This window comes from Mesorhizobium sp. B2-4-13, from assembly GCF_006658535.1.
GTDB classification, from domain to species: domain Bacteria; phylum Pseudomonadota; class Alphaproteobacteria; order Rhizobiales; family Rhizobiaceae; genus Mesorhizobium; species Mesorhizobium australicum.
This window is the reverse complement of record NZ_VFVB01000009.1, coordinates 1-24,985: the sequence shown is the minus strand read 5'-3', so window position 1 is coordinate 24,985 and position 24,985 is coordinate 1. Positions and strand designations below refer to the sequence as shown.

Sequence of the window (24,985 nt, the reverse complement as noted above, 5' to 3'; positions counted from 1 at the left end):
TGGGGGTGCTCAAGCCATCGCGTGGCGGTGATTGGCCGAATAACGCCCGGTCAGATGATGCTCGAGCTGACGTTCGATATCGGTCAGCAGGCTCGATGCGCCAAAGCGGAACAGCTCCGGCTCCAGCCATGGACGGCCGAGTTCTTCCTTCATCAGCACCAGCCAGTCGAGCGAGACTTTCGCGGTCGAAATGCCGCCCGCCGGCTTGAAGCCGATGAGATAGCCTGTCTCCTCGAAATAGGCCCTGATGGCGCGCACCATGGCGAGGCCGACGGGCAGTGTGGCATTGACGCTTTCCTTGCCGGTCGACGTCTTGATGAAATCGGCGCCCGCCATCATCGCCACCATCGAGGCCAGCATGACGTTGCGCAGCGTGGCGAGGTCGCCGGTGCCCAAGATGACCTTGAGATGCGCGTCGCCGCAGGCGGCCCGCATCGAGACGATTTCATTATAAAGCTCGCGCCACTTGGCGCCGAACACCAGGCCGCGCGGGATGACGACATCGATCTCGTCGGCGCCGTCCTTCACCGAGGCCTCGATCTCCTGCAACCGGGTCGACAACGGCGCCAGCCCATGCGGAAAGGCGGTGGAGACCGCGGCGACATGGATGCCGGTGCCGCGCACCGCGTCCACGGCCGTGGCGACGAAGGGATGGTAGACGCAGACGGCGGCGGGCCGGATGGTCTCGCCCGCAATGCCGAGGCCTTCCATGATGTCGCGGCGCAGCGGGTTGATCGCCTTGGCGCAGAGCCGGCGCACGCGCTCCTCGGTGTCGTTGGAGTTGAGCGTCGTCAGGTCCATGCAGGCGATCGCCCGCAGCAGCCAGGCGGCCTGGTTGTCGGCCTTGATCGAGCGCCGCTTGGTCAGGCTGGCGACGCGGCGTTCCAGCGCGGAGCGGTTGACGCTGCGTACCGATTCGAGAAAACCGAGGTCGAGTTTCAGGCCAGGATTGCGCGCGATGTGATGGTCCAGCGGCACCGGCGTGTTGGCGGCGGCGCGGGCGGGCAGCGGCGTCACCTTGGTGCCAAGATCGGCTTCGCGGATTGTGCTGCTCATCTCCTGCCCTTTCATTCAACGGCGTGCGCTTGAGATCGCGCGCATCGTTCTCCCAAAGCCGTCGACGGTTTTGGGCGACACGCACGAAGATAGCCCGCGAAGTCGCGCTTCACGAGTCCTCAAGCGAGGGATAGCTGAAAAAGGCTGCGAAAGCAGCTGGTTTTTGACCGAAAGGTCAAAAACCAGCTTTCTGGGAGACGCGCTGGCCTCAGCCGACGAAGGCGCGTTCGACGACGAAGCTCGAGGGATGGCTAAGCGAACCTTCCTGGAAGCCGAGGCTTTCGGCCAGCTCCTTGACGTCCTTCAGCATGTGCATCGAGCCGCAGATCATGATGCGGTCGGTTTCGGGATTGAGCTTTTCGATGCCGAGGTCGCTGTAGAACTTGCCGGAGCCGATCAGCGCGGTGATGCGGCCCATGCGCGCCGACTCTTCGCGGGTCGTCGAATTGTAGAGCGTGACGCGCCCAGTGGTCAGCTCGCCGATCAGCGGGTCGCTTTCGAGCGCCACCACCAGGTCCTGGCCGTAGATCAGCTCGGCATTGTCGCGGCAGGTGTGGGTCAGGATCAGCTGGTCGAACTTCTCGTAAGTATCGGGATCGCGCAGCAGGCTGGCAAAGGGCGCGATGCCGGTCCCGGTCGAGATCATGAACAGGCGCTTGGCGGGGGTCAGTGCGTCGACGACAAGCGTGCCGGTCGATTTCTGGCGCATGATGACGGTGTCGCCGGCCTGGATCTTCTGCAATTCGGAGGTCAGCGGGCCATCCGGCACCTTGATCGAGAAGAATTCCAGCTCTTCGTCCCAGGCCGGACTGGCGACGGAGTAGGCGCGATACACCGGTTTCTCGGCGTTGGGCAGGCCGATCATGACGAATTCGCCCGAGCGGAAGCGCAGCGACTGAGGCCGGGTGATGCGGAACGAGAACAGCCGGTCGGTATAGTGTTTCACCGAGACGACGGTCTCGGCATAGACATTGGCCGGAATCGGAAACTGCAGCGGACGGGCTTCAGCGGTGTTGAACGCGGGCGTGGTGTTCATCGATTCCAACCTTCTCGCCCAATGTGAGACGCGGGCGCCAAACTTTCCCGTGCGCGCCCGAACCATTCAGGTTCCGGCATGCCATGCACGCTACCGAAGCGGTAAGCTCTTGTGTCCGGAATTTATTAGTATACAAACGATATTTGCGTCAAGATGCCGCCGTAAAACACCTTTCCAAACTGCGGCATATCCGTAGTCCCAGCATTTCGGGTTTCGACAATGAAAGAGAATTTTTCGGTGCAGCCGCCGGATTCCCTGGGCAGCGTCGTCGCCGGCATCGATGTTGGCGGAACCTTCACCGACCTGCTCCTGATCGACGGCAAGGACGGTGGCAAGGTGTATCTGGCCAAGACCCCGACCACTGTCGACAACCAGGCCTTTGGCGTGGTTTCGGCGCTTGGCGCCACCGGCTTTCCGATCGAGGGAATCGACCTCATCGTGCATGGCACGACCACCACCACCAATGCGGTGCTGGAGCGCCGGCTGGCCAAGACCGGCATGATCACCACGCGCGGTTTTCGCGACGTGATCGAACTCGGCCGGCGGACGCGGCCGCAACCCTATGGCATGACCGGAACCTTCGTCCCCATCATTCCGCGCAACCTGCGCCTCGAAGTGTCGGAGCGCGTCGAGGCGTCGGGTGCGGTGCGCACGCCGCTCGATGAAGCCGAGATGCGCGAGGCGGTACAGGCACTCATCGCGGCCGGCTGCGAATCCCTCGTCATCCATTTCCTCCACTCTTACGCCAACCCCACGCATGAGCGGCGCGCGGCCGAGATCGCCGCCGAATCCTGGCCGAACGGCTACATCACGTCAGGCCACGCGCTGCTGTCGGAAGCGCGCGAATTCGAGCGTGGGGTGACGGCCTCGGTCAACGCCTCGGTGCAGCCGATCCTGGAGCGCTATGTCGAGCGGCTGCGCAAGGAATTGGCCGACAAGGGCTATGCCCGCGACTTCCTGATCATGAACGGCAATGGCGGCATGATCTCGGCCCGCTTCGTCACACGTGAATCGGCCAAGACGGTCATGTCGGGCCCGGCTTCCGGCGTCATCGCCGCCGCCTATACGGGCAAGCGCGCAGGCTTCGAAAACCTCGTCACCTACGACATGGGCGGCACCTCGACCGACGTGGCGCTGATCCGCAACGCCGAACCGGCGGTCTCGAACGAGATCGAGATCGAATATGCCATGCCCATCCATGTGCCGATGGTGGCGGTGCACACGGTGGGCGCCGGCGGCGGCTCGATCGCCCGCGTCGATGCGGCCGGCCTGATCCAGATCGGCCCGGAAAGTGCCGGCGCCAATCCCGGCCCGATCTGCTATGGGCGCGGCGGCACCGAGCCGACGATCACCGACGCCAACCTCGTGCTCGGCCGGCTGGCGCCGAAGAAGCTGCTCGCCGTCGAAAACCCGGTCACATCGGAGCGCGTCACCAGGATTTTCGAGGACAGGATCGGCAAGGCAACCGGCCTGTCGGGTGTCGAGGCGGCGGGCGCTGTGCTCAGGCTCGGCAACATGAAGATGGCCGGCGCCATCCGCATGGTGTCGGTATCGCGCGGCCATGATCCCCGCGATTTCGCGCTGTTCGCCTTCGGCGGCGCCGGGCCGCTGCATGCGACGGCGCTCGCCCGCGAACTCGGCCTGCCCAAAGTGCTGGTGCCGGCGCGGCCCGGCATCACCAACGCGCTCGGGTGCGTCGTCGCCGATCTGCGCCATGACTTCGTCAACACCATCAACCAACCCGTGGCCGTGCTGGACGAAAGCCAGCTCCACCAAGTACTGGAACGGCACCGGAACGAAGGCGAGGAGCTGATCGCCAAGGAAGCGGTGAAGCCGGAAACGATCCGCGTCACCCACTCCGCCGACATGCAGTTCGTCGGCCAGACCCACATCATCAACGTGCCGCTGCCGTCCGCGTCGGTGACCCGGAGCCAATTGCAGGCGTTGTTCGAGAAAGCCTATTTCGCCCGCTTCAAGGTGGAGCTGCCGGAAATCCGCGCCAACCTCGTCAACCTCAACACCTCGGTCACCGGCGTGCGACCGGCGATCGACCTGTCGCGGCTGATCGACCCGGCCGGGCGGGCAAGGACGCTCGACGGGGCGCGGCGCGAGATCCGACCGGTCTGGTACGCCGGGCGCTGGCACGACACGTCGGTTTACAGCAGGGAAAAGCTGCCACTCGATGCGGTCATCGAAGGGCCGGCGATCCTCGAACAGATGGATGCGACCACCGTGCTCGAACCCGGCGACTGCGCGCGCTCGGATGCCGACGGCAACATCATCATCGACATTGGCGAGGCCTGACATGTCAGTGGATAGCGCAAAGCTCGACGCCATCACGCTTTCGGTGCTCCAGGCCGCTTTGCAGCAGGTCTGCGACGAGATGGACCTGACCTTTTCCCGCGCCGCCTTCTCGCCCGTGATCGCCGAGGCCAATGACCGCTCGGACGGCATCTATTCCGCCATCGACGGTTCGCTGATCGCGCAGGGCAGTCAGGGCCTGCCGGTGTTTGTCGGCGTCATGCAATATTCGACCAGGACGGTGATCGAGATGATTGCCGACGGCCGCTGCCTGGCCCCGGAGCCGGGCGACATCTACATCGTCAACGATCCCTATCTCGGCGGCACGCATCTGATGGACGTGCGCTTCGTCATGCCGGTCTACCGCGGCGGAAAGATCTTCTGCTGGCTGTCGAACACCGGCCATTGGCCCGACATCGGCGGCTCCGTGCCCGGCGGCTTCTCCGCATCCGCGACCGCTGTCGAGCAGGAGGGTCTGCGGCTGCCGCCGGTAAAACTGTTCAAGAAGGGCGTGCTCGACCCTGAAATCTACGCCATCATCTGCTCCAACATCAGGGTCGCCGACCAGCGCATCGGCGACATCCGGGCGCAGGCCGCCGCGCTGCTGATCGGCCAGGACAGGCTCAATGGAATCCTGGATCGTTACGGAGACGAAACCGTCGTCGAGGCGATCGCCGAGCTACGCCGCCGCGCCGCCGAGCAGATGCGCGCCAATATAGCGGCCATTCCCGATGGCACCTACCGCTCCAAGGCTTTTGTCGATTCCGACGGGGTGGTCAACGAACCGCTGACCATAGCGCTCGCAGTCGACAAGAAGGGCGACACGCTGACCTTCGATTTTTCAGGTTCGTCAAAGCCTTGTGCGGGACCAATGAACAGCGTGCTGGCGACGACCCTGTCCTCGGTCTATCTCGCCATGCGCCACATCTTTCCGGACGTGCCGATCAGCGCCGGCGCCTTCGAGCCGCTCGAGGTCAAGCGGCCGGAAGGCACTTTCCTCGACGCCAAATATCCCCGCCCCGTGTCCGGCTGTGCGGCGGAAGTGTCGCAGCGCATCGCCGAGGCGGTGTTCGCGGCGATGGTGCAGGCGCTGCCCGACAAGGTGACGGCGGCCCCAGCCGGCTCCAGCGGCAATTTCGCGCTCGGCGGCAATGATCCGGCGCGCGGCCGCGACTACGTCATGTACCAGATATCCGGTGGCGGCTATGGCGGCAATTCGGGGCATGACGGGCTGACCAATGGCTGCTCGACCATCGGCATTTCGAAGTCGCCCCCGGTCGAGATCATGGAGCAGGCCTTTCCGGTGCTCTATCGCCACTATGCCTTGCGCGAAGGCTCGGGCGGCGCCGGCAAGCATCGTGGTGGTTTTGGCCTGGCCTATGAGGTCGAGATCCTGCGCGGCGAGGCGCGCGCCTCTTTTGTCATGGACCATGGCCGTTTCGGTCCGCAGGGCGCCCTTGGCGGTCGGGATGGCGAGCCCAACAGCGTGACCGTGTTCCGCAACGGCGAGGAGCATGTGCCGCCGCACCTCTCCAAGGAGCAGGACATCCCGCTGAAGGCCGGCGACCGCGTGCGCGTCGGCACGCCGGGTGGCGGCGGCTATGGCGATCCGCGTGAGCGCGATCCGGAACTGGTCGCACGGGACGTCCAGCTTGGTTATTATACGACGGAGCAAGCCGGGGCTCTGTTCGGGGCCGAGGCACAAGGAACCTGACCGGACGCGGAGCAACTGCCTCGCGCCGTGATCGCCGCGGCACATGTCGTTTCCGTCTCCGCCGGGAGCATGAAAGCCCGTAGACTTCGCCGGTCAACGGAGATCTGGACCATGCGTCTTTTCGGTCGTTTCGTGCTTGCCGCTTCCGTAGCTTTTGCGCTCGCAACCGGTGCTGCTTCCGCCCAGGAGAAAAAGCTGAGGCTCGGTACCGAGGGTGCCTACCCGCCCTTCAACCACGCCAATGCCGACGGCACGCTGGGCGGTTTCGACATCGATCTCGGCCAGGCGCTGTGCGCGCAGATGAAGGTCGAATGCGAGTTCACCGTACAGGATTTCGACGGCTCTATTCCGGCGCTGCAGGCCGGCAAGTTCGATGCCATCATCAACATCACCATCACGCCCGAGCGGGCTGAAAAGGTCGAGTTCACCCACAAATACTACCAGACGCCGCCGGCCATCGCGGTGCCGAAGGACTCGGCCATCGCGGGCACCTCGCCGGACGATCTGAAAGGCAAGGTGCTGGGCGTGCAGAGCGCCACCATCCACCAGAATTTCGCCGAGCAGAAATATTCGGGCACGACCGTCAAGGCCTACCCGACCGGCGACGACGCCCGCACCGACATGGCCAATGGCCGCCTCGATGCGATGATGGACGGCTCGATCATTCTCACCGAATGGCTGAAGAAGCCCGACGGCGCCTGCTGCAAGCTGCTCGGCACGCTGACCGCCGATCCGGCCATTCACGGCCCGGGGGTCGGCATTGCGCTGCAGAAGGGCAACAAGGAACTGGCCGACAAGTTCAACGCGGCAATCGACGCGCTGCGCGCCAACGGAAAGTACAAGGAAATCAACGACAAGTATTTTTCGTTCGACGTCTACGGGAGTTGATCCCGGTACCAATCGAGCTCGGCGGCGCCACCCGGCGCTGCCGATTTTTTACGAATGATGGAGATTTTCTTGGCTGAGCGTCGCTCCCCCTTCTACAGCAGCATCGTTGGGCTGGGGGCGACCATGGGTCGGGTCGGCGGCGATTTCATCTCGGCCAAACATTATTCCGGCATCGCCGACGAACATTTGAATACGCGTAAAAATGTCGGCGTGCAGGACCTCAGCACCATGGGCAAGATGGACATCAAGGGTGCCGGCGCGGAGGCGCTGGTCAACCATGTCATTGTCAATGACGCCGCGGCGATGAGGCCGGGCCAAGTACGCTATTCCACCGTCTGTCGGGAGGACGGCGGCATCATGGACGACCTCACCGTGTTCCGGCTAGGCGCGGAGCATTTCATGCTGGTCACCGGTTCGGTCAACCGCCTCAAGATGCTGCCCTGGCTCCAGCATCATGCGCAAGGGCGCAGGGCCTATGTCACCGACATCACGGCCGCCGTCGCCTTCCCCACCATCCAGGGCCCGCGCTCGCGCGATCTACTGAGGGCGATGATTTCGGACGCCGATCTCGACGGATTGAAGCGCTGGGCCTTCACATCAGGCCATATCAACGGAACGCGGGTCCTGATCTCCCGTACAGGCGTGACCGGCGAACTCGGCTTCGAGCTGTTCGTGCCGGCCGACGAGGCGACCTCGGTTTGGGACGCGCTGATGCGCACGGGCCAAGCTTTCGGCTTGAAACCCTATGGCGTGCTGGCCATGTTCACGCTCGGCCTGGAAAAGGCCTATCCGGCGCAGGGCATCGACATGGACGAGACGCGCACGCCGTTCCATGTCGGCCTCGACCGCTGGATCAAGTTCGATAAGGGCGATTTCATCGGCCGGGACGCGCTGCTCGAGGTGCGCGACAAGAGCCTCGACGAGCGCTGGACCGGGCTGATCCTCGACGGCGACAAGCCGTCCGCGACGGATGCACGGGTGATGGCCGACGGCGAGGACGCCGGCATGGTCACCTACAGCGACCACGGCTATTCCCTGGGCAAGGTGCTGGCGACAGCGCATTTGCGATTGCCCTTCACGGCCATAGGCACGGAACTTAGCATCGATATTGACGGCAAACCGACCCGCGCGGTGGTGGTGCCGATGCCGTTCTTCGACCCGGAAGGGGCGAGGCTGAGGGGCTAGCGCGGCTTGGCTGGAAATCGTTGTGGTTCTCAAATTACTTATGGTGACCATCGCCGACGCTCCATGAGAAGCTCATGGTCGGCCCTGAATACCAGCCGGCTCACTATCCCCGCCGATCCAGCCTCGCCACCAGCCGGTCACCCACCCACTGGATGCCGCAGACCAGGATGATCAGCACGATCACCACGGCGACCATCACCGACGTCTCGAAGCGCTGGTAGCCGTAACGGATGGCAAGGTCGCCGAGGCCGCCGGCACCGATGGCGCCTGCCATCGCCGAGGCGCCGACCAGCGTCACCAGCGTCACGGTGAAGCCGGCAACGATGCCGGGGAGCGCCTCGGGCACCAGCACTTCGCGGATGATCGTCCAGCGATTGCCGCCCATGGCGCGCGCCGCCTCGATCAGTCCGTGGTCGACTTCGCGCAATGACACTTCGCCGATCCGCGCATAGTAGGGCGTGGCGGCGATCGACAGCGGCACGATGGCCGCCCATGTGCCAATCGAGGTGCCGACGATCAGCCGCGTCACCGGGATCAGCGCCACCAGAAGGATGATGAACGGCACCGAGCGGAAGCCGTTGATCACGGCGCCGAGCACGCGGTTCACCCAAGGGTTTTCGGCGATGCCGCCGCGTTCGGTGGCAATCAGGGCCAGCCCGAGCGGCAGGCCGAACACCAGCGAGATCAGGCCGGAGGCGGCCGTCATCAGCACCGTCTCCCAGATCGATCGCAACAGAAGCTCAAACAGGACCGGCGACATGGCCAAGCACCTCCACCCGCGCCTGGCGGGATTTCAGGAATGTGATGATTTCTGCGAGATGGTTCGCATCGCTGCCGAGAACGGAAATGAACAGCGTTCCGACCGGCTGCTGCTGGATGTGGTCGATGCCGCCATGGACGAGGCGGAAGGGACCGGGCACGGCGGCCGCAAGGTCGGACAGCAGCGGCTCGCGCGCCGCCTCGCCCGCCACGTCGACGCGCAAGACCGTTTCGGTGCCGGCTCCCGGCAGCAGCCGCGCCGCCAGCTCCGGCGGAAGTTGCGGCCGGATGGTCCCGAGCAGGCGTCTTGTAATGTCCGATTGCGGATCGGCAAACACCGACCAGACCGGCCCTTCCTCGACGATGCGCCCGGCGTCGATCACCGCCACGCGGTCGGCGATCGAGCGGATCACCTCCATCTCGTGGGTGATCAAAAGGATGGTCAGGCCAAGCTGGCGGTTGATATCCTTCAGCAGGGCGAGAATGGAGCGCGTCGTCTCCGGGTCGAGTGCCGAGGTCGCCTCGTCCGACAGAAGCAGCGCTGGCCGCGCGGCAAGCGCTCGGGCGATGCCAACGCGCTGTTTCTGCCCGCCGGACAGCGACGCCGGATAGGCTTTTGCCTTCTCCGACAGGCCGACGAGATCGAGCATCTCCGCCGCCCGCTTCAGCCGCTCCGCCTTCGGCCGGCCCTCGATTTTGAGCGGCAACGCCACATTGTCCTCGACGGTCTTGGCCGACAGCAGGTTGAAATGCTGGAAGATCATGCCGATGCGCCGTCGCAGCGGCTGCAACTCGCGCTCGCCAAGTCGGCTGATCTCGCGACCTTCGATGAACACCTCGCCGGTGTCAGGCCGCTCCAATCCGTTCAGGCAGCGGATCAGGGTGGACTTGCCGGCACCGCTGCGGCCGATGATGCCGAGAACCTCGCCCTTGCGCACCGTCAAGGAAATGCCGTCGAGCGCCGCCGTCTGGCCGAAGCGGCGCTTCAGGTCGACAAGGCGCACCACGTCCTGCGTGGCGGCCTGATCCGCGGCCTCGGTGGTTGCGATAAAATGCTGGTTCATGGGCAGGTCCCGAAACGCGATCGCGGCCCGCGCATCGCGCGGACCGCTTAAGCTGTCAAAGGCACGTCGGTGCCCGCATAACTCAATAGGCGCTGAGGCCGGTGCCCTTGTAGACCTTGTCGAACTCGGCCTTCACAGCCTCGTTCTGGTAGGACGCGACCAGCGTCTTCACCCAGGCCTCGTTTTCATTGCCGACCTTGACCGCGATGAAGTTGCGGTACGGATTGTCCGCGATCGGCTCCTGAGCGATGCGGTTCTCCGGCGTCAGGCCGCTCTTCAGCGCCCAGTCGGTGTTGACCACGGCGGCGTCGAGATCCTCGACCGAGCGGCCGACGATGCCGGCATCCAACTCCTTGATCTCGACCTTTTTCGCATTTTCGGCGATGTCGGCGGTGGTGGCGAGAATGCCGGTGCCATCCCTGAGCTTGATCACGCCCTCATTCTGCAGCACGCGCAGCGCCCGGCCTTCGTTGGACGGGTCGTTCGGCACGCCGATCACCGCGCCCTCCGGCAGATCGGCAACCTTGGTGTACTTCTTGGAGTAGAGGCCGATCGGCCACACGCCGGTATAGCCGACACGCACGATGTGATAGCCCTGCGTCTTGATCTGGTTGTCGAGATAGGGCTGGTGCTGAAAGGCGTTGGCGTCGATCTCGCCGCGCTCCAGCGCCTCGTTGGGCTGGGTGTAGTCGTTGAACACCACGGTCTCGATGCTGAGGCCCTTTTCGGCTGCTTGCGCGACGACGACACGCCAGACATCCTCGTCCTCGCCGCTGATGATGCCGACCTTGATCGCCTTCTTGTCCTCGGCCAAGGACGCATGCGGCGCCATCAGGCTGCCGATCGCGACGGCCGACGCGAACAGCAGAGCAAGGCCGCTGCGGCGGGTGAGGGGTGACCATGGGGAAGAGGGCAAAGTGTTGTTGGGATCGGACATGATTGATCTCTGCGGTTGTGAAGTCATGGCAGCAAGGCGGATTGCCGAGGCTTGTTCACATCGTCAGAAATTCTACTGATTTTATCAAAGAACGTGTTTCGCCGTTCTCGGCAAAGCCGGGAATATTCTCTCAAAAAACTCAGGGATGTGAGCACAGGACGCCGCCGGGTCGACCATGACGGCGCCGCGCCATCCGGGGATGTCGGGAAGGCAGTCAAGTTTTCAACGAGCCCGCCTCTGCCGGCCGGCTGCGCAAATATCTCATGCGGTTCGATTTGAGCTTCGAGGATATCGCCCGGAAATGATGGACGGCCCTCGTTGGCTGCCGGCGGGTTCATCCATGGAAGTCAAAAAGCTTTACGGCTTGCACAGCCACTTTTTCGTGAAGCTGTGCGGGTTGATCCGACCGCCGGCTTGCCTAGGTAGAGAGGGCGGCCGGGCGCCACGCGATCTCAATAATCGGTATGACATTTTCCTGCATTCGAAAGCTTGCCCTTTCCGGCCTCATCGTCGTCATCCAGTCCTCCTGCGTCGTTCCCGACGACACGTCGCGCATCGCCAAGGTCGATCCCACGGCGGCTGCGGCACGCAAGGAGATGGTCGGCCTCAGCGAAGCCGATGTTCGAATGTGCGCGGGATTTCCGACCGCCACCGCGGATGTCGGCCAGTCCGGGCAGATCTGGACCTATAAGCGCGTCGTCCAGCGCGGCAATCTCAGCGTCGTCGTTCCTGCCCTGGCCGTGGGGGCGATCCCGACGGTCGGCGGTTCCGTCAATGTTGCTCCCGGCGGCTACTGCGACACGCAGGTTCGCATGGTCGGCGGCCGTGTCGCTGAAGTTGCCTACGCCGGCGACAACAACCTGCCGAACAAGCGCGACGCGCTTTGTGTCAGCACCGTGGATGCCTGCGTGACCTATGCCCGCCAACACAGGCCGGCAGCCAGATAGCGGCAGCGGATTTCGCGGGACCAGCGATGGCCGGACACTCGGTGTTTGACGTGGATGGCGTTGAGGGCTTGACTGACCCGCCGGACCGAATACGCTAGGGCAAAATACCGGCTCTGATCGCCGGGCGGCAAATGTGCCTCGTATGCCTCGCCCTTGCGGCGCTGGCTGCGGGGCATTGTCATTTTGAGGATCGGTTTGAAACGGCGCATCGAGATCGGCATCCTCTATTCCCGCTCGGGAAGCTATCAGCTCGTCTCCGACGCGTGCCGGATGGGCGCCATGCGCGCCATCGCCGACATCAACGCCGACAGGAGCTCAGGCATCGAACTGGTGCCGGTCGAGCGCGACCCGCAAAGCAATGCCGACCGTTACGCGACGCTGTGCGAAGACATCTTCAGGACCAGCAGTGCACGCCATGTCGTCGGCTGCGTCACCTCCTGGAGCCGCAAGGAGACCATCCCTGTGCTGGAGAAGGCGGGCGGCATGCTCTGGTACGCCTGCCCCTATGAGGGCTTCGAGGCCAACGAGCATGTCGTCTACATGCACGCTTGTCCCAACCAGCATCTGGTGCCGCTTATGGCCCATGTCGTGCCGCGCTTCGGCGCCAACGGTTTCCTGCTCGGGTCGAACTACATCTGGGGCTGGGAGATGAACCGTGTTGCGCGCGACCTCATCGCCGACGCCGGCGGCAAGGTGCTGGGCGAGCGCTATCTGCGCATCGGCGAGACCGACGTGTCGCGGCTGATCGCCGAGATACGCGCGACGCGACCGAACTTCATCCTCAACAACCTGATCGGCACCTCGTCCTATGCCTTCCTTGCGGCCTATCGCGATCTGGCGGGCGAGGATGCGGCTTTCAGTCCTGAATCTTGCCCGGTGATCTCCTGCAACCTGACCGAAGGCGAACTGCCGGCGATCGGCGAAACAGGCAAGGGTCACCTGTCGGTCGGACCGTATTTCGCGCCGCGGCCGGCCGCCTTCGCCTCGTCCTTCGAAGCCTCCGCCTATGCCTCGGTGCAGGTAATGGCCGACGTGCTGTCGCGCGATCCAGATGCCGGCCCGGCGGAATTTTCCAAGGCCTTCGCCGAGCGGCGCTTCTCCACGCGGCTTGGCCCGATCGCCATCGACGCCCATTCCCAGCACGCCACGCTGCCTGTCATCATAGGCCGGATCGCGGACGGCTACTTCGAAGTCGTCAGCCGGCAGCACGAGGTCGCGCCGGACCCGTACCTGTCGCGCTACGACCCCGCAAAGACATTCGGCCGGCCGCGCTTGCGGGTGGTGTCGTGACCAGAACCCCGCGCATCCCCAATCTCGGCGGCGCCAGGGCCTTTGTCCTGCATCGCCCGCACCCGACGGTGCAAGCGATCACCAGGCAGTTGTCGGCCATCGGCCTTGTCACCGTGGATTGCTGGCCGGAACTGGCGCCAGAGGCGCTGGCCGCCGACTTCGTCTTCTTCGACGCCGATCTCGGCTTCGACGAGCAATTCCCCTGGAAGCCGGGCGAGGCGCCGATGCCGCTGGTGGCGCTGATCGGCTCCGAGGCGCCGGGCCGCATCGAATGGGCGCTGTCGCACAAGGCCGACGCCCAGCTCCTGAAGCCGGTCGGCAATGCCGGGGTCTACAGCGCGCTGCTGATCGCGCGCCAGAGTTTCGAGGCGAGAAAACATTTAGCCGGCGAAATTGCCGCGCTGCACCAGCGGGTCGCCGAACGCCAGACCATCGTGCGGGCTGTCTCGGCTTTGTCGAAGGGCGGCGACGACGACCGCGCCTATGCGCAGCTGCGCTCGCTGGCGATGAGCTGGCAGATCAGCGTCGAGGACGCCGCGCGCCGGATCGTGGCGATGATGGAGGAAGCCAAGACCGGGGAAGCCAGGACCGGGGAAGACCACATCGGAGATGAGAGCGGCGATGACCAGCCCCATCGCGCCTGATCTCATGGCAGGGCGCATGCCGGCCAAGCCGCGCGCCGGTGTCTGGCGCCGGCTGGTCAAGCGCCGCCTGGCGCTGCTCGGCCTGGTCACTGTCGCCATTGTCGTCGCCGGTGCGATCCTGGCGCCATGGCTGACCGGCTACGATCCCAACGAACAGATGTTCGACGGTCTCACCATCGAGGGCTCGCCTCTGCCGCCGAGCGCGAAATTCTGGCTGGGCACCGACCTGCTCGGGCGTGACCTGTTGACCCGCATCCTCTACGGCGCGCGCACCTCGCTGATCATCGGCATCGTCGCCAACGGCGTCGCGCTTTTGATCGGCACGCTGGTCGGCGTCACCGCCGGCTATTTCCGCGGCTGGATCGGCGGCGCGCTGATGCGCTTCACCGATTTGATGATGGCGTTTCCGGCGCTGCTGCTCGCCATCTGCCTGGCGGCGGTGTTCCAGCCGAGCCTGTGGATCGTCGCCATGGTCATCGCGCTGGTCAACTGGGTGCAGACCGCCCGCGTCGTCTACACCGAGACCTCGTCACTCGCCGAACGCGAGTTCATCGATGCCGAAGGCACCATCGGGGCCGGCGCGCCGCGCATCCTGTTTCGCCACATCCTGCCGCATCTCCTGCCGACCATCATCGTCTGGGGCACGCTCGGCATCTCGACCACGGTGCTGCTCGAGGCCACGCTCTCCTTCCTCGGCATCGGCGTGCAGCCGCCGACGGCGTCATGGGGCAATATCATCTTCGAGAACCAGACCTATTTCCAGGCGGCACCCTGGCTGGTGTTCTTCCCCGGCGCCGCGATCCTGGCCCTGGCGCTGGCCTTCAACCTGATCGGCGACGCGCTGCGCGACATTCTCGATCCGACGCAAAGGGGCCGGGCATGATCGCCTATCTCGGCCGCCGGCTGATCCAGTCGCTGCTCATCCTGCTCGGCGTCTCGCTGATCACCTTCGCGCTGCTCTATCTCCTGCCCGCCGACCCGGTGCGCCAGATCGCCGGCCGCAGCGCCACGCCGCAGACGGTCGAGAACATCCGCCAGCAGCTCGGCCTCGACCAGCCCTTCGTCGTCCAGTACTGGCATTATCTGACGAGGCTCGTCAGCGGCGATCTCGGCCGCTCCTACATCCAGCGCTCGGAGGTGACCGAACTCATCGTCTCGCGGCTGCCGGCGAGCCTGCTGCTGATGGTCGGCGCCATCCTGTGCGAGCTGCTGATCGGCCTCTCGATGGGCCTGATCGCCGCCGTCAAGCGCGGCACCGCCACCGACCAGACCCTGATGGTCGCCTCCTTCATCGGCGTCTCGGCGCCGCAATTCGTCGTCGGCCTGCTGCTGCTCTATGTCTTCGCGGTCAGGCTGAACTGGTTCCCGATCGGCGGCTATGGCACATGGCGCCATCTCGTGCTGCCGTCGCTCACCATGGGCATCCTCGGCGCCGGCTGGTACGCGCGCATGATGCGCTCGTCGATGATCGACGTGCTGCGCCAGGATTATGTCCGCACCGCGCGTGCCAAGGGCCTGGCTCGGGGCGCCATCATTTTCCGCCATGCGCTGCCCAACGCCATCCTGCCGGTCGTCGCCATGATCGGCATCGACATCGGCATCTTCATGGGCGGCATCGTCGTGGTCGAAAGCGTGTTTGGCTGGCCCGGCATCGGCCAGCTCGCCTGGCAAGCCATTCAGCGCGTCGACATCCCCATCATCATGGGCGTCACGCTGGTCTCGGCCTTCGCCATCGTGCTCGGCAATCTCCTGGCCGACATCATCGCGCCCTTCATAGATCCCCGCATCAAGCTCAGATGAACCAGAAAACAAACAGAGAAAGGGAACAGGACAATGAAGAAGTTTCTCGCATCGACCGTCGCGGCATCGGCGCTGGCGCTGATGCTCGGCATGACAAGCGCCCGCGCCGAGGACACCGTCGACCCGAACGCCAAGCAGGGCGGCGCCATCACCATCACCTACAAGGACGACGTCGCGACCCTCGACCCGGCCATCGGCTATGACTGGCAGAACTGGTCGATGATCAAGAGCCTGTTCGACGGCTTGATGGACTACGAGCCCGGCACCACCAACCTCAAGCCCGACCTCGCCGAAAGCTACGAGATTTCGCCCGACGGCAAGACCTTCACCTTCAAGCTGCGCCATGGCGTGAAGTTCCACAATGGCCGCGAGATGACCGCCGAAGACGTGAAATATTCGCTCGACCGCGTCACCAATCCGAAGACGCAGAGCCCCGGCGCCGGCTTCTTCGGCTCGATCAAGGGCTATGACGATGTCGCCGCCGGCAAGGCCGAGACGCTTTCCGGCGTCACCGTCGTCGACCCCTACACGGTCAAGTTCGAGCTGACCCGCCCGGACGCCACCTTCCTGCATGTCATGGCCATCAACTTTTCCCATGTCGTACCGAAGGAAGAGGTCGAGAAATACGGCGCCGATTTCGGCAAGCATCCGGTCGGGACCGGCGCCTTCAAGCTGGCGGAATGGACCCTTGGCCAGCGCATCGTCTTCGAACGCAACGCGGACTATTGGCACAAGGGCCTGCCGCATCTCGACAAGATCACCTTCGAGATCGGCCAGGAGCCGATCGTGGCGCTGCTGCGCCTGCAGAAGGGCGAGATCGACGTGCCCGGCGACGGCATTCCGCCGGCCAAATTCCAGGAGGTGATGGCCGATCCCGAGCAGAAGGCGCGTGTCGTCGAAGGCGGCCAGCTGCACACCGGCTATGTCACCATGAACACCACCATGGCGCCGTTCGATAATGTGAAGGTGCGCCAGGCCGTCAACATGGCGCTCAACAAGGCGCGCATCATCCAGATCATCAACGGCCGCGCCGTGCCGGCCAACCAGCCGCTGCCGCCGTCGATGCCCGGCTACGACAAGGCGTACAAGGGCTATCCCTATGACGTCGCCAAGGCCAAGGCGCTGCTGGCCGAGGCCGGTCATCCCGATGGTTTCGACACGCAATTGTTCGCCATGAACACCGACCCCAATCCGCGCATCGCCCAGGCGATCCAGCAGGACCTGGCGGCGATCGGCATCAAGGCCAGCATCCAGTCGCTGGCCCAGGCCAACGTCATTGCCGCCGGCGGCGACAAGGCCGGCGCGCCGATGATCTGGTCGGGTGGCATGGCCTGGATCGCCGACTTCCCCGATCCGTCCAACTTCTACGGCCCTATCCTCGGCTGTGCCGGTGCGGTGCCGGGCGGCTGGAACTGGTCGTGGTATTGCAACAAGGATCTCGACGCCAAGGCGGCCGAGGCCGATTCGGTGGTCGACCCGGCCAAGGCCCCCGAGCGCGACAAGATGTGGAGCGCCATCTACGACAAGGTGATGGAGGACGCCCCTTGGGCGCCGGTCTTCAACGAACAGCGCTTCACCATGAAATCCGCGCGCATGGGCGGCGCCGACAACCTCTATGTCGACCCGGTCCATATCCCGATCAACTATGACAATGTGTACGTAAAAGATGTGCAATAACTGCGACTACACCATCCACGGGCGCCATCACCATTTCGGCTGGGACAACTCGTTTGTCCCGGCGCAGCGGCTGGCGCCCGGCTCGACCATCGAGTTCCAGTGCCTGGATTCCTCGGGCGGCCAGTTGCAGCCCGGTAGCACCGTCGCCGACATCGCCAAGCTCGACTTTGGCCAGATCAACCCGGTCACCGGGCCGATCTTCGTCGAGGGCGCCGAGCCGGGTGACGCGCTGAAGGTGACGATCGAGATGTTCAAACCGTCCGGCTTCGGCTGGACGGCGAACATTCCCGGTTTCGGCCTGCTCGCCGACGATTTCCAGGAGCCGGCGCTCAACATCTGGAAATACGATGCCGCCTCGCTGGAGCCGGCATTGTTCGGCAAAAACGCCCGCGTGCCGCTAAAACCATTCGCCGGCACCATCGGCAACGCGCCGGCCGAAATGGGTCACCACTCGGTGGTGCCGCCGCGCCGCGTCGGCGGCAATCTCGACATCCGCGACCTTGCCGCCGGCACCACGCTCTATCTGCCGGTGGAGGTGGCGGGCGCGCTGTTCTCAGTCGGCGACACGCATGCCGCGCAAGGCGACGGCGAGGTTTGCGGCACGGCGATCGAAAGCCCGATGAACGTCGTGCTGAAACTCGATCTGGTGAAAGATGCGCGGCTGAAAACGCCGCGCTTCACCACGCCGGGTCCGGTGACACGGCATCTCGACGCCAAGGGCTATGAGGTGACGACGGGGATCGGGCCGGATTTGATGAGTGGCGCAAAAGAGGCCGTGGCACAGATGGTCGACCTGCTCGCCGGCCGCTACCAGATCGACCCCGTCGAAGCCTACATGCTGGCCTCGGTCTGCGGCGACCTCCGCATCAGCGAGATCGTCGACATGCCCAACTGGGTGGTGTCGTTCTACTTCCCGCGTTGCGTGTTTGAATGACAGGTCAGCGTCTAGGCACCCCCCTCTGGCCTGCCGGCCATCTCCCCCGCAAGGGGGGAGATCGGATCGCGCTTGGGCTTTCGCCAATCGTCACCGCTGGAAGAGAGGCGGGGCGTGGGAACTGCCAATCTCCCCCCTTGCAGGGGAGATGCCCGGCAGGGCAGAGGGGGGTGTGCCGGAGTAAATCCCTTTCCGGGCTGCCTTCCCAATGACCTCAACTCCCGAAACCATCCTCACCATCGCCAACCTCTGCGTCTCCGTGCGCGGCGGGGAGGGCTCCCGCGAGGTTGTCTCCAACCTGTCCCTGACACTCAAGCGCGGCGAGACGCTCTGCATCGCCGGCGAATCCGGCTCCGGCAAATCCATGACCGCGCTGGCCATCATGCAGCTCCTGCCGCAGCCCGCCGCGCGCATCTCCGCCGGCACGATCCAACTTGGCGCCACCGAGCTGACCGCCCTCGACGAACGCCGCATGCGCCATATCCGCGGCGACCGCATCGCCATGATCTTCCAGGAACCGATGACCTCGCTCAACCCGGTGCTGTCGATCGGCCGGCAATTGACCGAATCCATCGAGGCGCACACCAGCCTGTCGCGGGACGAGGCCCGCCAGCGCGCCATCGAGGCGTTGAAGGCGGTGCGCATTTCGGAGGCCGAAAGCCGGCTACGGCAATTTCCGCACGAGCTCTCCGGCGGCATGCGCCAGCGGGTGATGATCGCCATGGCGCTGGCGCTGGAACCCGACGTGCTGATCGCCGACGAGCCGACCACCGCGCTCGACGTCACCGTGCAGGGCGAGGTGCTGGAGCTGCTGCGCGACCTGCAGCAAAAGCACGGCACCAGCGTCATCCTGATCACCCACGACATGGGCGTTGTCGCCGAAATGGCCGATCGCGTCATCATCATGCGGCATGGACGCATGGTCGAGGAAGGCAAGACGTCGGACATTTTCGCCCGCCCGCAAGCCGAATACACGCGCGAGCTGCTGGCCGCCGTGCCGCGCATAGGCAGCGGCGCCGGCCGTCAGAAATCTAGGGAAGCCGAAGCCGCAACGCCGGCGAAGGTCACCGAGGTCACCGATCTCCACGTCCGCTTCGACTTGCGCGGCGGCGTCTTCGGCCGTGTCACCCGCCGCGTTCACGCCGTCGAAGGCGTCAGCTTTTCGATCGCGCCCAACGAAACGCTGGCGCTGGTCGGTGAATCCGGCTGCGGCAAGTCGACCACCGCCAAGGCGCTGGCCGGGCTGGTGCCTTATAGCGGCGACATCGTCGTCGGCGGTCGCAATTTGTCCGGCCTCGGCCGCGACGAGCGCAAGGCGGTGCGCCGCGACGTGCAGATGATTTTCCAGGACCCCTACGCCTCGCTTGACCCGCGCATGCGCGTCGGCGACCTCGTCGCCGAGCCGCTGCTGATCCACGGCATCGCCTCGAAGGAAGAGCGCCGCGAGCGCGTCGCCGCGCTGTTCGACCGCGTCGGCCTGTCATCGGACCAGATGGAGCTCTATCCGCACGAATTCTCCGGCGGCCAGCGCCAGCGCGTCTGCATCGCGCGTGCGCTGGCGCTGAGGCCGAAGCTGATCATCGCCGACGAAAGCGTCTCGGCGCTCGACGTCTCGGTGCAGGCGCGCGTACTCGACCTCCTGAAGGAATTGCAGCGCGAATTCGGCGTCGCCTATCTCTTCATCTCGCACGACATGGCCGTGGTCGAGAATATCTCCGACCGTGTCGCCGTCATGTATCTCGGCCAGATCGTCGAGATGGGCACACGCGACCAGGTTTTTTCCAACCCCCGCCACCCCTACACCAGGCGCCTGATCGAAGCCGTGCCGGTGCCGGATCCGGCGCGGCGCCGAAGCCGTTTCGCCCGCCTCGACCAGGAAATCCCCAGCGCCACCCGCCGGATCGGCGAGGCGCCGCTGAAACTGGCGCTCAGCGACGTCGGCAACGGTCATCTCGTCGCCGCCGAGGGCTGAAGCCGTCCGGGCCCAAACAAGCTCGGCGTGCGCAGTTCGAGCTTCACATAGTCGTGTCACACGCCATGGGCCGGCCTCGCCGTCATGAAATCCGGGGCCGCCCCTTGCCCTTCCGCCTCATTTTCCTAATGTTGCATAGTGCTTGCGGATGACGATCGTAGGGGGCGGATTCATCCACATTGGGAGGAAGTAAACTCATGAAGCTACGCCATGTCGTTTCCGCCGCGCTTCTCGCGGCCACCACTATCCCCGCCTCGGCCGCCGAGATTTCCGATGGCAAGGTCAAGATCGGCATCCTCAACGATCAATCCGGCGTCTATGCCGATTTCGGCGGCAAGTGGTCGGTCGAGGCGGCCAAGATGGCGGTCGAGGATTTCGGCGGCAAGGTGCAGGGAGCGCCGGTCGAGATCATCAGCGCCGACCACCAGAACAAGCCCGACATCGCCTCCAACATCGCCCGCCAGTGGTATGACACCGAGCAGGTCGATGCCACCATGGAGCTGACGACCTCTTCGGTCGCGCTCGCCGTGCAGGGGATTTCCAAGGAAAAGAAGAAGATCGACATCGTCACCGGTGCGGCGACCACCGACCTCACCGGCAAGCAGTGCTCGCCCTACGGCTTCCACTGGGCCTACGACACCCACTCGCAGGCGGTGGGCACCGGCGGCTCCCTCGTCCAGCAGGGCGGCGACAGCTGGTTCTTCGTCACCGTCGACTATGCGTTCGGCTATTCGCTGAAGGAGCAGACCGCCAAGTTTGTCGAGAGCCATGGCGGCAAGGTGCTGGGCGAGGTGCGTTATCCCCTCGGCGCGACCGACTATTCGTCCTTCCTGCTGCAGGCGCAATCTTCGGGCGCCAAGGTCATCGGGCTGGCCAATGCCGGCCTCGACACCTCCAATTCCATCAAACAGGCGGCCGAATTCGGCATCGTCCAGGGCGGCCAGCGCCTGGCGGCGCTCCTGTTCACGCTGGCCGAGGTGCATGGGCTCGGGCTGCAGGCGGCGCAGGGCGTCGTGCTGACCGAGGGCTATTATTGGGACCGCGACGACAAGAGCCGCGAATTCGGGCAGCGCTTCTTCAAGCGTACCAACCGCATGCCGAACATGATCCAGGCCGCGACCTATTCGGCGGTGACGCAGTATTTGAAGGCGATCGACAAGGCCGGCACGGACGAGACCGAAGCGGTCGCCAAGCAACTCCATTCGCTGCCGGTGGACGACGCCGTCATCACCGGCGGCAAGGTCCAGGCCGATGGCAACATGGTCCACGACATGTATCTCTATCAGGTCAAGGCGCCCAGCGAGAGCAGCAAGGATTGGGACTATTACAAATACCTCGCCACCATCCCCGGCAAGGAGGCGTTCCTGAGCGAGAAGGACAGCGGCTGCGCGACGGCCGCCCAGTGACCGGCGCGGCCACGGTGCCGCCTGATCTGAACGCGGAAGAGCCGCGGGTGGTGCTTTCCGCCCGGGGCCTGCGGCGTGACTTTGCCGGCTTCGTCGCCGTCAGGAATGTCGATCTCGATGTCCGCCATGGCAACATCCATGCGCTGATCGGCCCCAACGGCGCCGGCAAGACGACCGTTTTCAACCTGCTGACCAAATTCCTGGCGCCGACCAGCGGCAGGATCGACCTGCTCGGCCACGACATCACCCGCACCTCGCCAGCCAAAGTAGCGCGGATGGGGCTGGTGCGCTCGTTCCAGATCTCGGCGATCTTTCCGCATCTCAGCGTGCTCGACAATGTACGCATCGCGCTGCAGCGGCCGGCTGGGCTCGGCATCCAGTTCTGGCGCTCGCTGGCGGCGCTCGACCGGCTGACGCCGCGTGCCATGGAACTGCTGCGGTCCGTCGGCCTCGACGATGCCACGAACAGGCTGGCCGGCGATCTTTCCTATGGCAGGAAACGCGTGCTGGAGATCGCCACGACGCTGGCGTTGGATCCCAAAGTGCTGCTGCTCGACGAGCCGATGGCCGGCATGGGCCATGAGGACGTGGCCACGGTTTCCGCCCTCATCCGCTCGGTGGCGGGCGACCGCGCGGTTCTGATGGTCGAGCACAATCTCACCGTGGTGGCCGATCTCTGCGACTGGATAACCGTCATGCAGCGCGGCGAGGTGCTCGCGGCCGGCGACTACGCCACGGTCAGCCGCGACGAGCGCGTCAAGGTGGCCTATATGGGCACCGCCGATGACTAGCGCTTCGCCCCTGCTCGCGGTCCGCGGCCTCAATGCCTGGTATGGCGAGGGCCATGCGCTGCACGGCGTCGACCTCGAAGTGTTTGCCGGCGAGACGGTCACATTGCTCGGCCGCAACGGCGTCGGCAAGACGACGACGCTGCGCGCCATCATGGGCCTGATCCGCCGACGCACCGGCAAGGTCGTCTTCGACGGCGCCGACCTGATGCGGCTGCCGCTGCACCGCACCGCGCACCAGGGCATCGGCTTCGTGCCGGAGGAACGCGGCATCTTCTCGACGCTCACCGTCGACGAGAACCTGGTGCTGCCGCCGGTCGTCGCCCCGGGCGGCATGAGCGTCGAGGAAATCTTCGATCTGTTCCCCAATCTGAAGGAGCGGCGCAACAGCCCCGGCACGCGGCTGTCGGGCGGCGAACAGCAGATGCTGGCGATCGCGCGCATGCTGCGGACCGGGGTGAAGATGCTGCTCTTGGACGAACCGACAGAGGGCCTCGCCCCTGTCATCGTCCAGCGCATCGGCGAGCTGCTGGCGACGCTGAAGCAGCGCGGCATGACCATCCTGCTGGTCGAGCAGAATTTCCGCTTCGCCAGCCGTGTCGCCGACCGTTTCTACCTGATGGAGCACGGCAAGGTCGTGGCCGGGTTTCCCACCGGCGAACTGGCGGACCGCATGACGCTGCTCCACGAAATTCTGGGTGTATGATGGCGTCATGACGATGATCTTCGGCATCCCCGTCCAGGCATTGCTCGGCCAATTGCTGGTCGGGCTGATCAACGGCTCCTTCTACGCCATGCTGAGCCTTGGCCTGGCCGTGATTTTCGGCCTGCTGCGCGTCATCAACTTCGCCCATGGCGCCCAGTATATGCTGGGCGCCTTCATTGGCTATCTCCTGCTCACCCATCTCGGCATCGGCTATTGGCCGGCGCTGGTCCTGGCGCCGCTGATTGTCGGCATCTTCGGCGTCGTGGTCGAGCGCCTGGCGCTGTCGCGGCTCTACGACACCGATCCGCTCTACGGCCTGCTCTTCACTTTCGGCCTCGCGCTCGTGCTCGAAGGCATCTTCCGCTACTATTACGGCGTGTCGGGAAACCCCTATGCCGTGCCGCCGCTGCTGGCCGGCGGCACCAATCTCGGCTTCATGTTCCTGCCCATTTATCGCGGCTGGGTCGTGGTCGCCTCGCTGCTCGTCTGCTTCGGCACCTGGGCGCTGATCGAGAAGACCAGGCTCGGTTCCTATCTGCGCGCCGCGACCGAGAATCCTCGCCTCGTCCAGGCATTCGGCGTCAACGTGCCGTTGCTTTTGACCCTCACCTACGGCCTCGGCTCGGCCCTTGCCGGGCTCGCCGGCATCCTGGCCGCGCCGATCTACCAGGTCAGCCCGCTGATGGGATCGGATCTCATCATCGTCGTCTTCGCCGTCGTGGTGGTCGGCGGTATGGGCTCGATCCTCGGCGCCATCGTCACCGGCTACATGCTTGGCCTCGCCGAGGGCCTGACCAAGGTTTTTTACCCCGAGGCCTCCAACCTGGTGGTCTTCGTCATCATGGCGATCGTGCTTTTGGTCCGGCCGGCCGGCCTGTTCGGAAAGGACGCCTGAGATGGCGGAGGAGACATCCGACATGGCCGGGCTTTCGCTGCGCGAGGCATCGGCCAGACCCTCGCCAAGGCTCGAATGGGTGCTGGTCGGGCTCGGCATAGCAGGGCTATTGGCGGCGCCGTTCTTCGTCTACCCGATCTTCCTGATGAAGATGCTCTGCTTCGCGCTGTTCGCCTGCGCCTTCAACCTCCTGCTCGGCTACACCGGCCTCTTGTCCTTCGGCCACGCCACCTTCTTCGGCGGCGCCGCCTATTTCACCGCGCACGCCGTCAAGGCGTGGGGCTGGCCGCCGGAAGCCGGCATCCTGCTCGGCATGGCGGGCGCCGCACTGCTCGGCCTCGTCATGGGCTTCTTCGCCATTCGCCGGCAAGGCATCTATTTCGCCATGATCACGCTGGCGCTGTCGCAAATGTTCTTCTTCTTCTGCGTGCAGGCGCCGTTCACGCAAGGCGAGGACGGCATCCAGGGCGTGCCGCGCGGCGTCCTGTTCGGTGTCCTCGACCTCAACGCTCCGATGGACATCTATTATTTCGTGCTTGTCGTGGTCCTGCTCGGCATCTTCGCCATCTGGCGCATCGTCAACTCGCCCTTCGGCATGATCCTGCGCTCGATCCGCGAAAACGAGAACCGCGCCATTTCGCTCGGCTATTCCGTAGCCGGCTATAAGCTCGCCGCCTTCGTCATGTCGGCGGCGCTGGCCGGGCTCGCCGGTTCGCTGAAGGCGATCGTCTTCCAGTTCGCCACCCTCACCGACGTCACCTGGCAGATGTCGGGCGAGGTCATCCTGATGACCCTGCTCGGCGGCATCGGCACCATGGTCGGCCCCATCATCGGCGCCAGCCTCGTCGTCGGCCTGGAAAACACGCTCGCCACCTCAGGTTTCCCCGTGACCATCGCCACCGGCCTGATCTTCATGATCTGCGTGCTGGTGTTCCGGCGCGGGATCGTGGGAGAGGTTTATGCGCGGGTGCTGGGGCGGGTGGGGA

Annotated in this window: 22 protein-coding genes; 17 read left to right on the top strand and 5 right to left on the bottom strand. The window is 64.9% G+C overall.

Annotated features, from left to right (window positions below; genetic code table 11):
- Window positions 1-9 precede the first annotated feature (9 nt).
- Window positions 10-1,056 carry a deoxyribose-phosphate aldolase gene (gene deoC, locus FJ936_RS22835; protein WP_141907019.1) on the bottom strand — a complete coding sequence of 349 codons (1,047 nt, stop codon included), beginning with the start codon at window positions 1,054-1,056 and terminating at the stop codon, window positions 10-12.
- A 208-nt stretch (window positions 1,057-1,264) separates the two neighbouring features.
- Entirely contained in the window at window positions 1,265-2,092 is an 828-nt protein-coding gene (locus FJ936_RS22830) for a ferredoxin--NADP reductase (RefSeq protein ID WP_141907018.1), read from the bottom strand.
- A gap of 219 nt (window positions 2,093-2,311) precedes the next feature.
- On the opposite strand from FJ936_RS22830, the gene FJ936_RS22825 reads away from it, so the two are divergent.
- The 4 genes from FJ936_RS22825 to FJ936_RS22810 all read left to right on the top strand — a co-directional run bounded on the left by FJ936_RS22825 (window position 2,312) and on the right by FJ936_RS22810 (window position 8,180).
- Window positions 2,312-4,396, top strand: a complete 2,085-nt coding sequence (locus tag FJ936_RS22825; protein WP_141907017.1) for a hydantoinase/oxoprolinase family protein — start codon at window positions 2,312-2,314, stop codon at window positions 4,394-4,396.
- A 1-nt stretch (window position 4,397) separates the two neighbouring features.
- On the top strand, window positions 4,398-6,107 hold the full coding sequence (locus tag FJ936_RS22820; RefSeq protein ID WP_141907016.1) for a hydantoinase B/oxoprolinase family protein: 1,710 nt from the start codon (window positions 4,398-4,400) through the stop codon (window positions 6,105-6,107).
- Window positions 6,108-6,218: 111 nt separating this feature from the next.
- Complete coding sequence (locus FJ936_RS22815; RefSeq protein WP_141907015.1) at window positions 6,219-6,995, top strand: ABC transporter substrate-binding protein; 777 nt, start codon at window positions 6,219-6,221, stop codon at window positions 6,993-6,995.
- A gap of 54 nt (window positions 6,996-7,049) precedes the next feature.
- The gene (locus tag FJ936_RS22810) at window positions 7,050-8,180 is read left to right on the top strand and encodes an aminomethyltransferase family protein (protein WP_141907014.1); all 1,131 of its coding nucleotides are present in this window, start codon (window positions 7,050-7,052) and stop codon (window positions 8,178-8,180) included.
- A gap of 103 nt (window positions 8,181-8,283) precedes the next feature.
- Here the strand turns inward: FJ936_RS22810 and FJ936_RS22805 are convergent, their stop codons facing one another.
- The 3 genes from FJ936_RS22805 to FJ936_RS22795 form a co-directional block, all read right to left on the bottom strand.
- Window positions 8,284-8,940 carry a methionine ABC transporter permease gene (locus FJ936_RS22805; protein WP_140711907.1) on the bottom strand — a complete coding sequence of 219 codons (657 nt, stop codon included), beginning with the start codon at window positions 8,938-8,940 and terminating at the stop codon, window positions 8,284-8,286.
- Window positions 8,921-10,003, bottom strand: coding sequence for a methionine ABC transporter ATP-binding protein (locus tag FJ936_RS22800; RefSeq protein ID WP_140792327.1), 1,083 nt, complete (start codon window positions 10,001-10,003; stop codon window positions 8,921-8,923). Before FJ936_RS22800 ends, FJ936_RS22805 begins: the two co-directional genes overlap by 20 nt.
- An 82-nt stretch (window positions 10,004-10,085) precedes the next feature.
- Window positions 10,086-10,940, bottom strand: coding sequence for a MetQ/NlpA family lipoprotein (locus FJ936_RS22795; protein WP_140792325.1), 855 nt, complete (start codon window positions 10,938-10,940; stop codon window positions 10,086-10,088).
- A 464-nt stretch (window positions 10,941-11,404) separates the two neighbouring features.
- Between FJ936_RS22795 and FJ936_RS22790 the strand changes: the two genes are divergently transcribed.
- The 13 genes from FJ936_RS22790 to FJ936_RS22730 all read left to right on the top strand — a co-directional run.
- Window positions 11,405-11,887: a hypothetical protein gene (locus FJ936_RS22790; protein ID WP_140792323.1), complete on the top strand. Its 483-nt coding sequence runs from the start codon at window positions 11,405-11,407 to the stop codon at window positions 11,885-11,887.
- Between the two features lie 195 nt (window positions 11,888-12,082).
- Complete coding sequence (locus FJ936_RS22785; protein WP_015314631.1) at window positions 12,083-13,177, top strand: transporter substrate-binding protein; 1,095 nt, start codon at window positions 12,083-12,085, stop codon at window positions 13,175-13,177.
- Window positions 13,174-13,821 carry an ANTAR domain-containing protein gene (locus tag FJ936_RS22780; RefSeq protein WP_141907013.1) on the top strand — a complete coding sequence of 216 codons (648 nt, stop codon included), beginning with the start codon at window positions 13,174-13,176 and terminating at the stop codon, window positions 13,819-13,821. The genes FJ936_RS22785 and FJ936_RS22780 overlap by 4 nt, the downstream gene beginning before the upstream one ends.
- The gene (locus tag FJ936_RS22775) at window positions 13,799-14,704 is read left to right on the top strand and encodes an ABC transporter permease (protein ID WP_141907012.1); all 906 of its coding nucleotides are present in this window, start codon (window positions 13,799-13,801) and stop codon (window positions 14,702-14,704) included. Before FJ936_RS22780 ends, FJ936_RS22775 begins: the two co-directional genes overlap by 23 nt.
- Window positions 14,701-15,621 carry an ABC transporter permease gene (locus FJ936_RS22770; protein WP_141907011.1) on the top strand — a complete coding sequence of 307 codons (921 nt, stop codon included), beginning with the start codon at window positions 14,701-14,703 and terminating at the stop codon, window positions 15,619-15,621. The genes FJ936_RS22775 and FJ936_RS22770 overlap by 4 nt, the downstream gene beginning before the upstream one ends.
- Before the next feature lie 33 nt (window positions 15,622-15,654).
- Window positions 15,655-17,298, top strand: a complete 1,644-nt coding sequence (locus FJ936_RS22765; protein ID WP_140824644.1) for an ABC transporter substrate-binding protein — start codon at window positions 15,655-15,657, stop codon at window positions 17,296-17,298.
- The gene (locus FJ936_RS22760; protein ID WP_140792316.1) at window positions 17,288-18,232 is read left to right on the top strand and encodes an acetamidase/formamidase family protein; all 945 of its coding nucleotides are present in this window, start codon (window positions 17,288-17,290) and stop codon (window positions 18,230-18,232) included. The genes FJ936_RS22765 and FJ936_RS22760 overlap by 11 nt, the downstream gene beginning before the upstream one ends.
- A gap of 208 nt (window positions 18,233-18,440) precedes the next feature.
- Window positions 18,441-20,204 carry an ABC transporter ATP-binding protein gene (locus tag FJ936_RS22755; RefSeq protein WP_141907010.1) on the top strand — a complete coding sequence of 588 codons (1,764 nt, stop codon included), beginning with the start codon at window positions 18,441-18,443 and terminating at the stop codon, window positions 20,202-20,204.
- 197 nt (window positions 20,205-20,401) lie between these two features.
- Complete coding sequence (locus FJ936_RS22750; RefSeq protein WP_141907009.1) at window positions 20,402-21,610, top strand: ABC transporter substrate-binding protein; 1,209 nt, start codon at window positions 20,402-20,404, stop codon at window positions 21,608-21,610.
- Window positions 21,611-21,624: 14 nt separating this feature from the next.
- Window positions 21,625-22,401, top strand: a complete 777-nt coding sequence (locus FJ936_RS22745; RefSeq protein ID WP_141907085.1) for an ABC transporter ATP-binding protein — start codon at window positions 21,625-21,627, stop codon at window positions 22,399-22,401.
- Window positions 22,394-23,104 carry an ABC transporter ATP-binding protein gene (locus tag FJ936_RS22740; RefSeq protein ID WP_015314622.1) on the top strand — a complete coding sequence of 237 codons (711 nt, stop codon included), beginning with the start codon at window positions 22,394-22,396 and terminating at the stop codon, window positions 23,102-23,104. Before FJ936_RS22745 ends, FJ936_RS22740 begins: the two co-directional genes overlap by 8 nt.
- A gap of 7 nt (window positions 23,105-23,111) precedes the next feature.
- Window positions 23,112-23,999 carry a branched-chain amino acid ABC transporter permease gene (locus tag FJ936_RS22735; protein WP_140719386.1) on the top strand — a complete coding sequence of 296 codons (888 nt, stop codon included), beginning with the start codon at window positions 23,112-23,114 and terminating at the stop codon, window positions 23,997-23,999.
- 22 nt (window positions 24,000-24,021) lie between these two features.
- On the top strand, window positions 24,022-24,985 hold a 964-nt coding region (locus FJ936_RS22730; RefSeq protein WP_141907084.1), incomplete at its 3' end, for a branched-chain amino acid ABC transporter permease.

Coding starts and splice junctions, on each gene's coding strand:
- FJ936_RS22815 (WP_141907015.1), top strand. CDS start 6,219: ATGCGTCTTTTCGGTCGTTTCGTGCTTGCCGCTTCCGTAGCTTTTGCG.
- FJ936_RS22760 (WP_140792316.1), top strand. CDS start 17,288: ATGTGCAATAACTGCGACTACACCATCCACGGGCGCCATCACCATTTC.
- FJ936_RS22770 (WP_141907011.1), top strand. CDS start 14,701: ATGATCGCCTATCTCGGCCGCCGGCTGATCCAGTCGCTGCTCATCCTG.
- FJ936_RS22735 (WP_140719386.1), top strand. CDS start 23,112: ATGACGATGATCTTCGGCATCCCCGTCCAGGCATTGCTCGGCCAATTG.
- FJ936_RS22775 (WP_141907012.1), top strand. CDS start 13,799: ATGACCAGCCCCATCGCGCCTGATCTCATGGCAGGGCGCATGCCGGCC.
- FJ936_RS22810 (WP_141907014.1), top strand. CDS start 7,050: ATGATGGAGATTTTCTTGGCTGAGCGTCGCTCCCCCTTCTACAGCAGC.
- FJ936_RS22825 (WP_141907017.1), top strand. CDS start 2,312: ATGAAAGAGAATTTTTCGGTGCAGCCGCCGGATTCCCTGGGCAGCGTC.
- FJ936_RS22830 (WP_141907018.1), bottom strand. CDS start 2,092: ATGAACACCACGCCCGCGTTCAACACCGCTGAAGCCCGTCCGCTGCAG.
- FJ936_RS22765 (WP_140824644.1), top strand. CDS start 15,655: ATGAAGAAGTTTCTCGCATCGACCGTCGCGGCATCGGCGCTGGCGCTG.
- FJ936_RS22800 (WP_140792327.1), bottom strand. CDS start 10,003: ATGAACCAGCATTTTATCGCAACCACCGAGGCCGCGGATCAGGCCGCC.
- FJ936_RS22790 (WP_140792323.1), top strand. CDS start 11,405: ATGACATTTTCCTGCATTCGAAAGCTTGCCCTTTCCGGCCTCATCGTC.
- FJ936_RS22795 (WP_140792325.1), bottom strand. CDS start 10,940: ATGTCCGATCCCAACAACACTTTGCCCTCTTCCCCATGGTCACCCCTC.
- FJ936_RS22740 (WP_015314622.1), top strand. CDS start 22,394: ATGACTAGCGCTTCGCCCCTGCTCGCGGTCCGCGGCCTCAATGCCTGG.
- FJ936_RS22755 (WP_141907010.1), top strand. CDS start 18,441: ATGACCTCAACTCCCGAAACCATCCTCACCATCGCCAACCTCTGCGTC.
- FJ936_RS22805 (WP_140711907.1), bottom strand. CDS start 8,940: ATGTCGCCGGTCCTGTTTGAGCTTCTGTTGCGATCGATCTGGGAGACG.
- FJ936_RS22820 (WP_141907016.1), top strand. CDS start 4,398: ATGTCAGTGGATAGCGCAAAGCTCGACGCCATCACGCTTTCGGTGCTC.
- deoC (WP_141907019.1), bottom strand. CDS start 1,056: ATGAGCAGCACAATCCGCGAAGCCGATCTTGGCACCAAGGTGACGCCG.
- FJ936_RS22750 (WP_141907009.1), top strand. CDS start 20,402: ATGAAGCTACGCCATGTCGTTTCCGCCGCGCTTCTCGCGGCCACCACT.